Annotated in this window: 5 protein-coding genes; 2 read left to right on the top strand and 3 right to left on the bottom strand. The window is 69.1% G+C overall.

The window, feature by feature from the left end; genetic code table 11:
• Positions 1-5: 5 nt before the first annotated feature.
• Genes TY25_RS06545 through TY25_RS06535 form a run of 3 tightly spaced genes read right to left on the bottom strand, consistent with a single transcriptional unit; the run spans position 6 to position 9,648 of the window.
• Positions 6-1,319, bottom strand: a complete 1,314-nt coding sequence (locus tag TY25_RS06545) for a phthiocerol/phthiodiolone dimycocerosyl transferase family protein (RefSeq protein ID WP_042254900.1) — start codon at positions 1,317-1,319, stop codon at positions 6-8.
• Positions 1,319-2,503 (bottom strand): FAD-dependent monooxygenase, encoded by a 1,185-nt coding sequence (locus TY25_RS06540; protein WP_042254899.1) that lies wholly within the window; start codon positions 2,501-2,503, stop codon positions 1,319-1,321. Before TY25_RS06540 ends, TY25_RS06545 begins: the two co-directional genes overlap by 1 nt.
• Before the next feature lie 5 nt (positions 2,504-2,508).
• The gene (locus TY25_RS06535) at positions 2,509-9,648 is read right to left on the bottom strand and encodes a non-ribosomal peptide synthetase (RefSeq protein WP_052382846.1); all 7,140 of its coding nucleotides are present in this window, start codon (positions 9,646-9,648) and stop codon (positions 2,509-2,511) included.
• Between the two features lie 264 nt (positions 9,649-9,912).
• Here TY25_RS06535 and TY25_RS06530 point away from each other — a divergent pair, with 264 nt between their 5' ends.
• Both TY25_RS06530 and TY25_RS06525 read left to right on the top strand, forming a co-directional pair.
• A complete protein-coding gene (locus tag TY25_RS06530; protein WP_042254897.1) occupies positions 9,913-10,797 on the top strand; it encodes an SDR family NAD(P)-dependent oxidoreductase in 885 nt (294 codons plus the stop codon).
• Positions 10,794-12,338 carry an MFS transporter gene (locus TY25_RS06525; protein ID WP_042254896.1) on the top strand — a complete coding sequence of 515 codons (1,545 nt, stop codon included), beginning with the start codon at positions 10,794-10,796 and terminating at the stop codon, positions 12,336-12,338. The genes TY25_RS06530 and TY25_RS06525 overlap by 4 nt, the downstream gene beginning before the upstream one ends.
• The last annotated feature ends 510 nt before the right edge of the window (positions 12,339-12,848 follow it).

Genomic DNA, 12,848 nt, shown 5'->3' with positions numbered 1-12,848 from the left:
ACCGGTCAGGCGATCGCCTTGCGGAGCAGGTCCAGCGCGTCGTCGGCGATGCGCACCGCCCGCTGCTCGGAGACGATTTCCTCGATATAGGTGAAGTTCCAGAACAGCTGCCCGTGACTGGAATTCACCGTTCCCACGTAGTACCCGCTCATCGAGATACCGGCGATGAACTGGGCGCCGGAGACGGTCCACCCGCCGACGCGGCCGGGGAAGTCGAACCGGCCGATATTGGACAGGCAGATATTGCCCGGCCCGCGCTGTTCGGCCATCTTCATGGTCTTGCTGCTGTGCCCCAACGACTTCGGCGTGACCACGCCGAGCATCGCGACCAGCGCGAAATGCTGGCTCGCGGCGGAGCGTTCGCGCAGGTCCTGGTTGGTCTGCGCGGCGACGTCCCAGAAGTCCACGGCGGGTCCGTAGGGCAGCACCGTCGGCAGCGTGCACACATAGGCGCCCGCTTCGTCCGCCCCGACGGGCGGCTGTAACTCGCCGCGGAAATCGACCGGTGAGCCGATGGCCAGTTTGCCCGCTCGGCCCGGGGTCATCTGTTCCCCGATCGCGGCCGCCAACGCGGCGCTCAGCGCACCGTGCACTGACACGCCTTTGGCCCGGCACGTGCCGGCCAGCCGGTCGAGTTCGTCGCCGTTCAGTTCCCGTCGGAGGAACCGGGTGCGACGCCGCGAAGGCTCCACGGCCGCTTGCGCTTCCAGCCGCTTCGGCCGGGCCGCGGTCATCCGCAGTTCCTCGGCGAGCGCGACCCGCATCGATCGTGCCGCGCCGATCGCACCCCGGAACTTCTTGGGCAGCCGCGCTTCCGGCGGATCGAACGTGGCCAGGCTCGTGACGGGAGCCGGATCACGCTGTGCGGCTTCGGCATAGGTCACCAGGTCCTGGAGCAGGCGCAGTGCCGACGTGCCGTCCGCGATGACATGGGACACCACCAGCACCACATCGTGGTCCGCACCCAGATCGATGTGCAGCACGCGCGCCAGCGGGCCGCTCGCCCAGTCCGTGCCGGTCGCGAGTTCGACCTGATCGACCTCGTGGGTCCAGGTCGCGTCGTCACCGGCGATCGTGCGCACCTCGATCCGCGCGGCGGTCGGGACGAATCTCGGGTCGGTGCCGTCGGCGTCGGCCGCGATGGCGACGCGCAGGAACGGGTGCCTGGCGGCCAGCGCGTCGGCCGCGGCGCGCAGCAGCGTGGCGTCGAGCGCGCCGTGCACCCGGACCCGGGAGATCACGTTCAGCGGCGAGACCTGGTCGAGAATCCAGTACCAGCGTTCGATCGGGCTCAGCGGGCGCGACAGTGGGCCGGGCATCAGTCCACGCTGCCTTGCACGCGCGCGGGCAATGGGTCGACGGTGAAGCGCATCGGTTCCATGTTCACGCGTTTGACGACCGAGGCGGGGGCGTAGCGCAGCACCAGATCCCGGGCACCCACCGCCACCGGGTTGGCCAGCTGCTCGGTCATGCTCAGCCGCCGCGAATCGGCGACCAGCTGTTTCGTCCGGGGAACACGCTTGGTCTCGTAATCACGCAGCGCCGCAACGATATCGGTGGCACCCGCCAGGGACTGGGCAAGCACGTAGCCGTCCTCGATGGCGGAACCCGCGCCCTGGCTGAGACTGGTGAGCATCGGGTGCGCGGCATCGCCGAGCAGCGTCACCGGTCCCTCGCCCCACCGGTCCGAGAACGGCCGGTCCTGGGCGGGTACCGCCACGATCGCCGCCGGATCGGTCTCCGCGATGGCCTGGCGCACCTCCGGCGCCCAGCCCGCGAACGCGGCCACGATCTCGTCCTTGCCGCCCTGCCACTCGCGAGCTTGTGCGGCGGGCATGTTCTTGGTGCCCCACCAGTACGCGCGGCCACCGCCGATGTCGATGAGCCCGAAGCGCTGGCCCGGTCCCCAGTAGTGGCCCGCGTACCCCTCGGTCATCCGCGGATGCCGGAACGGGATGATCGCCAGCCAGCACAGGTAGCCGTACTCGCTCACCGGCTGCTCGCCCTGCAACTGGGCCCGCACAGTCGACCGGATGCCGTCCGCGCCGATCAGCAGGTCACCGGTGGCCACCCGCCCGTCGGCGAACGCCACCTCGACACCGCCGTCCGCACGCACCGTGTACCCGGTTGCCTTGGCGCCGTAAGTGATCGGATGCGGCCCACCCGCGGCCTGCAGCGTCTCGATCAGCTCGTTGCGGTGGATGCTGACCACCGGATGGCCGAGTTCGGCGGTGATCGCCGCGATCGGCAACTCGCGCAGCGGTTTTCCGGCCGCGGTCCGCAGTTCGAAGGTCCGCAGGGGTTGCCCGACGGTGGTGATGTCGAGGTCGAGCGCGGCGAGCACGGCCGTCGCGTTCGGTGCGAGCCCGAGCCCGGTGCCGGTCTTGCGCTGCTCGGTCGCCGCCTCGTAGAGCTCGACCTCGACGCCGACCCGGCGTAGCGCGACAGCGGCGGTCAGTCCGCCGATACCCGCCCCGAGCACAATCGCTTTCGTTGTTCCCATTCGTCCTACCGCCTTGCCGTACTCGTAGCAGATTCCGCCGTGTCGAGGCTGGCCGAGAGCTTCTCGGCCAGCGTCCGCACATGCGGGTCGATCATCATGTTCAGGTGATCGCCGGGGATCGATACGACCTCGAGCGCGCCCTCGATGTAGTCCGCCCAGCCGTTGGAATCGCTGTCGAACATGGTGCCGACGATCTGGTGCGCGATGTCCACACCGGGCGGCAAGCCCTGTTCCGCGCGCAGGAGCGTGACGTCCCGGTCGAGCGGTTCGAGCCGGTAGTCCCGCGCCGCAGCGGAATTGGCCTCGAAGACGTCGTAGAGTCGGCGGATCGAGCGGGCGGAGCTGCCCGGCGGCAGGATGCCGACGGCGATCGCCTCGGTCAGCATTCGATCGAACAGCTCGTCGGTGTCCTCGATGTCCTCGTCGAACTCGAACTCCGCGGCCGCCGCCCCGCGGGCGTACCAGAGCAGTTCCAGGAAGAACCACTTCATCTGCGCCTGCTTCTTGATCGGCGCGCGCTCACCCGGCCGCAACGCGATGGTGTCGAGCAGCGTGACGCTGGCGACCTCGGATTTCGGTAGCTGCCTGGCGATTTCGAGCGCGACATAGCCGCCGAACGACCATCCGGCGACGTGATACGGCCCGTCGGGACGGACGCGCCGGATCGCCGCGAGATACGAGGCGGCCATCTCCTCCATCGACCGGATCGGCTCGCTACCGATGTCCGCACCCGCCGCCTGCAACGCGTACACCGGGCGATCCGCGGGGAGGTGCTTCGTCAAAGCCAAGTAGCACAGGACGTTTCCGCCGATCGGGTGCACCAGGAAAAGCGGTGCGCCCGCGCCGTCGGCCCGCAGGGTGACCAACGGATCGAAGGCCCGGCGTCCGTCATTGCGCACGATCGCGGCGAGCGCCGCCGCGGTCGGCGTGCTCACGAACGTGTCCAGCGGAATCTCGGTGTCCCACCGCCGATTCAGGCTCAGTACCACGCGCATGGCGCCGACCGAGGTGCCGCCCGCGGCGAAGAAGTTCTGATCGGCGCCGATGGCGGGGATACCGGCGAATTCGGCCATGATCGCCGCGACGGCGGCCTCCACCTCGTCGCGCGGTGCGAGGTACTCGGGGGTGTCCGCGGCGAAGTCGAGCCGCATTTCCCGCAACGCCCTGTCGTCGCGTTTGCCGCTCGGCGTCTTCGGCAGTTCGTCGAGCCAGGCGAATTGGGCCGGCACCAGATGCGCCGGGAGCACGGTACGCAGCCGGTCGGTCAGCGCCGCGACTTCCGTGCCGAGTTCGTCTCCGACGAGGAAGGCGGTCAGGACCGCGTCGATACCGCCGAACTCCCGTGCCACCACCGCGGTTTCGGCGATGCCCGGGAATTCCGCCGCCAGCGCGGCGATCTGCAACTCCACCTCGGCCGGTTCCACCCGGAAACCACGAATCTTCACCTGGCTGTCCGCCCGGCCCCGGCACACCACATCGCCGGAGGCCAGGCGTACCCCGAGATCGCCGGTGCGGTAGAGGATCTCGCCGTTCGGCCCGGCGGGCACGAAGCGCAGCGCGGTCAGATCGCCACGCCGCTCGTACCCGGAGGCGAGGGCCGCACCGCCCAGATAGATCTCGCCCTCGATACCGGTCGGCACCGGCCGCAGCCGATGATCGAGCAGGTGGGCCTCGGCCCCGGCGATGGGACGTCCGATCGGCGGCAACGCGGGGAACCGGTCCGGTGCGCCCTGCATCGAATAGCTGAGTGCGACGTGGGTTTCGGTGGGGCCGTACTGATTCTCCAGCAGCACTCCGGGGATCGCGGCCAGCAACTTCTGGATCTCGGGGGTGATCCGCAACTGCTCACCGGAGGAGACGATCACCGCCAGGTCGGTCGGGTAGCGGCCGGTCGCGATCGCGGCCTCCGCGAACGCCTGCAACGCCACGAACGGCAGGAACAGCCGTTGCACCCGCTCGGTGATCACGGTGTCGAGCAGCGCCGTCAGATCGGAGCGATGCGCGGCGTCGGCGAGGCGCAGTAGACCGCCCGCGGTGAGCGTCGCGAAGATCTCCTGGAACGAGACGTCGAAGCTCAGCGGCGCGTACTGCATGGTGCTCATCGCCCGGGTGCCGGACTCCGCGCTGTTCTGCCACTCGACCAGGTTGGCCAGCGCGCGGTGCGGCATCACCACCCCCTTCGGCTCGCCGGTGGAGCCGGAGGTGAACAGCACGTAGGCGGGGGCGTCCGGCGCCACCACCGGGAGCGGGCCCGCGGGCTCGCCGGTGCCGTCGGTGAGCGTGGCGGCGGCGAGCAGCAATCCCGGATCCGGGACCAGGTCGACGTATTCGGCGTCGGCGACGATCCGGGCCGGCGTGCTGCGCTCGATCATCGAGCGCAACCGCTGTTGCGGATAGTTCACGTCCAGCGGCACACAGACCGCGCCCACCTTGGCGATCGCGAGCACGGTGGCGATCAGTTCCGGTCTGCGCTGCATCAGCACGCCGATCCGAGCCTGCGGCGGTAGGCCGAGCGCGGCCAGCTTGCCGGCGATCACCTCGACGCGGAACGCGAGCTCGTCGTAGGTCCAGGCCTGCGACTGTGCCCGGATGGCGATCGAATCCGGCTGCCGGGCAGCCTGATCCGCGATCAGCTGGGCCAGATCTCGGGCATTGGCACGGTCGGCGCCGACATCGATCGCCGCATGTGGTTCGGCCACAATGCAACTGAGCAGCCGCAGGCACGCGGTAGCGAGCGCCGTGCACTGCTGCTCGGTGAGCGAGGTGTCGCCGTCCACCCGGACCAGCATCCGGCCGTCGCGCGGATCGGTGGCCACGGTGAGCAGCACCGGGAAATTGGTCTCCTCGCGTGCGTCGAAGCCGAGGAACTCCAGGCCGTCGACCGCCGTGACCGCGCTGAAGACGTGGTAGTTGACGAAGTTGAACGCCGTCTCGAACACCGGGGCCCCGCGATCGGCGAGGATCGACCGCAGCGGATAGCGCCGATGGGGGTAGCTCTCGCGCTCGCGCCGCGCCACCTGATCCACGGCGTCGAACCACGTCGCCGCGGTGTCGTCGAGTCGCATCGGCAGCGTGTTGAGGAACAGCCCCGCAATGGATTCCGCGTCCGCCCGGCCGGGCCTGCCGTGCCCGATCACGCCGGTGGTGACGTCGTCCTGCCCGGTCAGCGCCCGCAGGGCGAGGCAGTGCGCGGCCAGGAACAGCGATTTCAGCGGGACCTGGTGCTCGGTACTGAAACGTTGTGCGGCGGCTTGCAATCCGCGCGGCAACAGCAGGGTGGTCTGCGGACGGACGGCGGGGCCGTCGTCCGGCAGGTGCTGCCACAGCGACGGCAGCGCGGTCGGGTTCGCGTGGTCCAGGAACTCGTGCCAGTAGGCCCGGTGTGCCGGATCGTCGGCTGCCTGCTGTTCGATCTGCGCGTACTCGGCGAGCACCGTGGTCGGCAACGGATCCGCCGCGACGTCCGGCAACGCAAAACCTATGTGGCTCAGATAATCCTGCAGCAGGCTGCGCATCAGGCCGGCCACGCTCCAGCCGTCCAGGATGGCGTGGTGGAAGCTGAGCACCAGCTCCACCCGCTCGCCCGCGTGGTAGACGCGCAGGTGGAACAGCGGCGCGCTGCGGATGTCGTAAGCGAAATGCCTGCGCTGCTCGACGTATTCGTCGATCTGCGCCGCATCGTCGGCCGACGCCACCGACAGGGCGTCCTCGACGCGGTGGCGCACGATCTGCAGCGGGACCGAGTATCCGGTCAGGTCGAACGCGGAGCGGAGCGCGGGCTGGCGGTGGACCAGCCGATCGAAGGCGGCGCGGAACCGGTCCTCCTGCCACGGCATTACGAGCCGGTATCGGAAGACATCCTTGTAGAGCGTGGAATCGGCGCGCTCCGCGGCGTGGAAGAGCATGCCGAGCTGCAGCGAGGTCGCCGGGAACGCGTCCGCCGCGGCGTGCAGCGCCGCCCGATCGACCAGGGGCAGCAGCGCGAACGGCTCGGTCACCTGATCGGCTTCGGCCGGCGGCGCCGCGGTCACCTGCGCGGCGAGTTCGGCGATGGTCGGCGTGGCGAACAGCAGGTCCACGTCCAGATAGAGGCCACGCTGTTCGGCGGCCGTGCGCAGCGCGAGCGCCAGAATCGAGTCACCACCGTGGGTGAAGAAGTTGTCGTGCACCCCGATCGGGGTGCCGAGCACCTGCGCGCAGATCTCGACGAGCGCCGCCTCGGTGGCGTTGCGCGGCTGCCCGGCACCCGCACCGCGCGCGGCGGCCTCGGCAGCGACCAGCGCGCGGCGATCCGCCTTACCGTTCGCGGTGAGCGGAATGGCGTCGAGTTCGATGAAACGGCTCGGCACCAGGTAACCGGGCAGACGGGCGGCCAGATGCGCGGCCACGGTGTCCGCGCTCGCGCTACCCGGCTGCGCCGCGACGAAATAGCCGACCAGGTACGCGCCGTGCGTGTCCGAGGGGCGGTCGAGCACGGCGGCGGCTCGCACACCGGGTGCGCCGAGCAGCTGGTTCTCGACCTCGCCGAGGGTCACCCGGTTGCCGCGGATCTTCACCTGATCATCGGTGCGGCCCAGGTATTCGATGGTGCCGTCGGCGCGCCAGCGGGCGATATCGCCGGTCCGGTACCGCCGCCCGCCCGGCGCCGCCTGGTCCGGGACGAACGCCGCCGCGGTGAGTTCCGGTTGGTCGAGGTACCCGCGGGCGACCCCGACACCCGCGATGTTCAGCTCGCCCGGCACGCCCGCCGGGACGCGGTTGCCCGCGGTGTCGCGGATCGAAAGCGAGATGTTCTCGATCGGGCGGCCGATCGGCACGACCGTCAGCGCCGCCGGGTCGGCCGGGCAATCGAAGTACGAGACGTCGATGGTCGCTTCGGTCGGGCCGTAGAGATTGACCAGCTGAGGTGCCCGCGTGGTCCCGGCGAACACCTGCGCGAAGCGCGACACCAGCTCGGCCGGCAGCGCCTCACCGCTGCAGAACACCCGGCGCAGGGTCGAAACACGCTGGAGCGCAGCGGGATCGGCACTCAGCTCGGCCAGGAACGGACCGAGCATGGACGGTACGAAGTGCAGCACCGTGACGCCGTGTGCCGCGATGGCGTCGATGATCCGGCGGGGATCGCGTTCGCCGTCCGGGCCGAGCAGCGCCACCTTGGCGCCGGTCATCGACCACCACAGCAGTTCCCACACCGAAACGTCGAAGGTGGCCGGGGTCTTCTGCAGGATCACATCGGTCGCGTCCAGCGGATACCGCCGCTGCATCCAGGTCAGCCGGTTCACCACCGAGCGGTGCTCGACCATGACGCCCTTGGGCTTGCCGGTGGACCCGGAGGTGAAGATCACGTACGCGAGATCTGCTGGGGCGGTGGTCGATTCGGTGAGAGCCGCGGGCTGCTGGTCCACCGGGATCCGGCGGACCGGCTCCGGTGTCGCCGTCTCGTCCAGGTCGGGTGTGGTGATGACGAACCGCGCGCCGCTCTCCGCGATGACCATGGCGATCCGGTCGGCCGGGTAGCCGGGATCGATCGGCACGTAGGCGGCGCCCGCGCGCAGCACGCCCTGGATCGCGATCAGCAGTTCGGGGGAGCGGGGCAGCACGATCGGAATACGCTCGTCACGCTGTACCCCGCGTCGGAGCAGTTCGGCGGCCAGCCGGTCCGCCTTGTCGCGCAATTGCCCGAAAGTCAGTGTGCCGGTGTCGGAGAGCACCGCGGTGGCATCGGGGGTACGTGCCGCCTGCGCGGCGAACAGCTGATCCAGCGTGGTGTCGGGAAACTCGGCGTCGGGCCCGTGCTCGAAGGCTTCCAGCGCGGCGAGATCGGGTCGTGGCAGCCAGTCCAACTCGGCGATCGGCGCGTCCGGCGCAGCCAGCGCCGCGCGGAGCAGCCCGCCGACCTGCCGGATGGCGGCCGTGATCGGGAAGTTCTCGTCGAACACGTCCCAGGAGTCGAAGACGTGCAGATCCACGGTGCCGTCCCGTTCGTGTTCCACCGCAACGATATTCACCGCCTCGGCGACGGTACCCGCAGAGAAGAACTTGGAGCGTTCCATCAGCCGCTCGATATGGTCGGCGGAGGGCATCCGGTTGTAGGAGTACGTCACGTCGAACAGCGTCGGCACCATGGCGTGCCGCTCGGCGAGCGCGCGCACGATGTCACCGTACGGAAAACCCTGGCGCTTCTTCAGTTCTCGGACATCGGCGGCGATCTGCGCGGCCACCTGCAGCAGCGTCGGCGCGTCCGTCAGCCGCACCCGCAGCGGCGCCACATTGGTGAAATCGCCGACAGTGAGCATCTCCTCAGGTGTGTTCCGGTTCAGCATCGGCACGCCCAGCACCACCTCGTCGGTCCGGTGCGTCATGGCCAGATAGGCGGCGATCGCCGCGGAGGTCACCGAGAACAGCGAAATACCCGTTGCGCGTAGCCCGTTCACCAGTTCGCGGTCGAGCCGCAGCGAGTGCATGCCCCGCTCGACGGTGTCCAGTGTCGCGGTCCTGGGGAACAGTGCGGGCCGTACATCGGCCAGATAGTCGACGTACCAGTCGCGATCGGCGGCCCAGCCCGGCGCGGCCTGATACTCGGCCGTCCGCTCGGCGTAGGTGAGGTACGACGGCATCTGGTAGAGCGGCAGCGTATCGGTCGGTGCCTCGCTCTCGTACTCGGTAATGATCTGTCCGGTAACGATATTCAGCGCCCAGCCGTCGCCGCCGGCGTGATGCATCCGGCCGAAGAGGTAGAACGAGTCGGGGCCGTCGACCAGGACGGCGAAGCGGAGCATCTGGCTGTCGGCCGACACGACACGGCGATTGGCGGCCAGCATCCACTCCTGGCAGGCCTGCTCGGGATCGGGCGCGGTGCTGAAGTCCAGCACCTCCACCTCGGGCGGGTCGTCGCTGAGATGTTGCCGGAGTTCGCCGTCGACGGTCGTGATACGCAGTCGCAGTGCGTCGTTGCGGAGATATGCGAGTTCGATGCAGCGAGTGATCCGCGCGATATCGACCGGCTGCTCGATATGGCTGTAGCCTGCCGCCTGGACAATCGGGAGATCCGGGTGCCGCGAGGCGATGGCCATGATGTCGCGCTGATAAGCGGTCAGCGGCCAGCTTTTCGTCGGGGGGAGGGACGAATGGGAACGGTCGATCATCGAAGCCTCTCTAGCATTTGGCGCACTGCACAAACCGGCCGCGAAAATGCGTCCCATCTGCACGAAAGCCGGTGTTGCCACGAGAAATTCGGGCAGCGCCGTCCCCGCCCCACGCCCCATTGCGCACATTTGCTGCCCAGTTTGCGGCACCCCACCGTTATGCATACCTTGGCGGGTGGTGCCCGTGCGTAGCAAGCCCCGAGACTCGGGATCGTGACTTGTTTCACGTTGGGCGGCAGATGGTTTGACGTAGATGAGGTGGATATGCAACCCAGTGATCGAACAGCGCGTGGTGCCGTCGTACTGACCGGGGCGTCGTCCGGTTTGGGGCGGGCCGCCGCAATTCATCTCGCACGCAGCGGTTTCACAGTTTTCGCCGGTGTGCGATCGAAAGAAGCTGCGAAAGATTTGGCAAACGAATCCGAACACCTGATCCCGCTCGAACTGGATGTCACCTCGGCGGCGGCGATTTCGGCGGCCCGGGAAAAAGTCGCCGAAACGTGTGGTGAACAAGGGCTGCTGGGCTTGGTGAACAATGCGGGCGTGTGCGTCTCGGCCCCGCTGGAATGCGTTTCCGCGGACGATCTGCGCTATCAGCTCGAGGTGAACGTGGTGGGCGCGATGGCGATGGCGCAGGCTTTCTTGCCGCTGCTGCGCGCGGGCCGGTCGGCGGGCGGCCCGGTGGGCCGGATCGTCAATGTCAGCTCCGGTGTCGGGCGGGTTGCCTCGCCGTTCCTGGGCGTCTACGCCACCTCGCAATTCGCCAAAGAGGGCCTGTCCGATTCGCTGCGCCGGGAGCTCACCGCGCAGTCGGTGAGTGTGTCGGTGATCGAGCCGGGCGCCATTCTCACGCCGATCTGGGACAAGGTCTCCGACACCGCCGAACGCATCCTGGGCGAGTCCGCGCCCGAGATCGCGGCCGTCTACCGGAAGCCGTTCACCGCGTTCGTCGCGATGAACGAGCGCCGCGCGAAAGCCAGCCGCACCAAGCCGGACCAGTTCGCCGCCGCGGTGGCGCACGCGATGACCGCGCAGCGTCCCAAGGTGCGCTACCGGGTCGGCATCGACTCGTGGGCAGCGACTTTCGCCTCGCGCCTGCTGCCGGACAGCGTGCTCGACACGGTGCTCGTCAAGGCAGCCGCTAGGTGAGGACCCGCTACCTCGGCCTGGCGGTGCTCTGCCTGGCCGAGGTGCTCGTGGTGATCGACAACACGATCATCAACATCGCCTTGCCGACGCTGAGCCGGGAGTTGGGCGCCGGCGTGAGCGGGCTGCAATGGTCGGTCGACGCCTACACCCTGACCTTCGCCGGATTCCTGCTGGCCGCAGGAAATTTGGGAGATCGATACGGACGCAGGCTGGTGCTGTTCATCGGCATGGCCGGCTTCGGGGTCGTTTCGGCGATCGCGGCCTCGGTGGACTCGCTCGGGGCGCTCATCGCGGCCAGAGCGGTGCTCGGTGTCTTCGCCGCGGCGGTGTTCCCTGCGACGCTCGCGCTGGTCACCGTCTTGTTCACGGAGAAGCGGGAACGTTCGATCGCGGTGGGGCTGTGGGCCGGGGTGGCGGGCATCGCGATCGCGTGCGGGCCGCTGGTCAGCGGCTGGCTGCTGGCGCATTTCAGCTGGCATTCGGTGTTCTGGATCAACGTGCCGGTGGCCGTGCTGGCCTTCGCCGGCACCGTCCTGTGGGTTCCGGAAGCCAAGGCGGACAACCCGTCTCGGCTCGATGTGCTCGGACTCGGGCTTTCGGTGCTCGGCGTGAGTTTGCTCGTCTGGTCGATCATCGAGGCGCCGCGGCACGGCTGGGCCGCTCCGGTGACGCTGGCCGGTGGCGCGGGCGCGGTGCTCGCGCTGGCCGCCTTCGTCTGGTGGCAGCTGCGGGTGCCGTATCCGCTGCTCGACGTGCGCCTGTTCACCCACCGCCGCTTCGCCATCCCGGCCGCGGCGATCTCGGTGGCGTTCTTCGCGCTGTTCGGTTTCGTGTTCTTCTTCACACTGTATTTCCAAGCGATACGCGGATATTCGACGCTGGAGACCGGTGTGCGGGCGCTGCCGTACGCGCTCGGCGTCGCACTGACCGCACCGGTGGGCATGTGGGCAGGCCGCCGCTTCGGCACCGCCGCCCCGGTGGTGCTCGGTCTGGCCATTTTCTGCGGCGGGTTCATCGTGGCCGCCTACTCGGACGAGTACACCTCTTACGTCGGCGTGATCCTGCCGGTGACGCTGGTGATGGGCGCGGGACTCGGCCTGGTGCAGGGCCCTGCCACCGAATTGCTGATGTCCAACCTCGCCGAGGCGGACATGGGCGTCGGCGCCGCGATCAACGACACGACCCGCGAGATCGGCGGCGCGCTCGGCGTCGCGGTCATCGGGTCGGTGCTGGCCTCGAACTATTCGTCGGCGATCCGGCCGCGGGTGGAGGGCTCCGGCCTGCCGCAGGAAGCGGCCGAGGCCGCGGTGTCCTCGGTGGTCGGTGGCTTGGAGGTGGCCCGGCGGATCCCGATCCCCGCGCTGCGGGAGCAGGCATACGACGCGGTGCGCGAGGCGTTCTCCGGCGCGATCTTCTGGACGTCGATGACGGCGGCGATCGCGACCGGAGCCGGTGCGCTGCTGGTCGCGTTCGGTTTGCCATGGCGCGAGGGCAGGCACGACACGGCGGCCGCACCGCTCGACGTGGTGGGCAAGCGCTGACGGTCACGGCCTGCCCGCGGCCGGGACCGCGCGCGGCGGGCCGGCGACCGCGCGCTGCCGGACGCCTGCGCCCCACCGTCGACGGGTCGGTTCCCGTAGGGTGGAAGGGAGCGCCAGACCCGCCGGTGACCCATCCGCTCGCCGATCCGCCAGGTCGACCCCGCGCCGAACAGTCGTGCCGCCACGAGCCGCCAAGCGAGGGCGAGCAGCGGTGCGGTGACCGTGGTGGGCCGAGATCTGTGCACGGCCGCTCGGGTTGCCATGTTTTCATCTGTTCGCTGAGGGCAAAACCTTGTCGGAAACGAATCATGCAACGCTCACGTTATGAGTGAATGACCGTGCTGACGCCGGTCGCCAATAGGGTGGACTGGCGGCGGCAGTACCCCCCGGCAACTAGAGTGGAGTCGGGGGCCACGACCCCCGGGCTTCATGGCAGGCTGACGCCCACGGTTGTTACACAGCACACTGCGGCGTCTGTTGCCAGAATGTCGGAAGCAGGAGAGTGAGGGA

It is taken from the genome of Nocardia brasiliensis NBRC 14402, assembly GCF_000308475.2.
Classification (GTDB): Bacteria; Actinomycetota; Actinomycetes; order Mycobacteriales; family Mycobacteriaceae; genus Nocardia; species Nocardia brasiliensis.
Note: the sequence above shows the minus strand (reverse complement) of the source record. Positions and strands in the feature narration are given on the sequence as shown.

Bases quoted from the DNA above. Each gene is read 5' to 3' on its own strand.
- TY25_RS06545 (WP_042254900.1), bottom strand. From the start codon at position 1,319: ATGCCCGGCCCACTGTCGCGCCCGCTGAGCCCGATCGAACGCTGGTAC.
- TY25_RS06540 (WP_042254899.1), bottom strand. From the start codon at position 2,503: ATGGGAACAACGAAAGCGATTGTGCTCGGGGCGGGTATCGGCGGACTG.
- TY25_RS06535 (WP_052382846.1), bottom strand. From the start codon at position 9,648: ATGATCGACCGTTCCCATTCGTCCCTCCCCCCGACGAAAAGCTGGCCG.
- TY25_RS06530 (WP_042254897.1), top strand. From the start codon at position 9,913: ATGCAACCCAGTGATCGAACAGCGCGTGGTGCCGTCGTACTGACCGGG.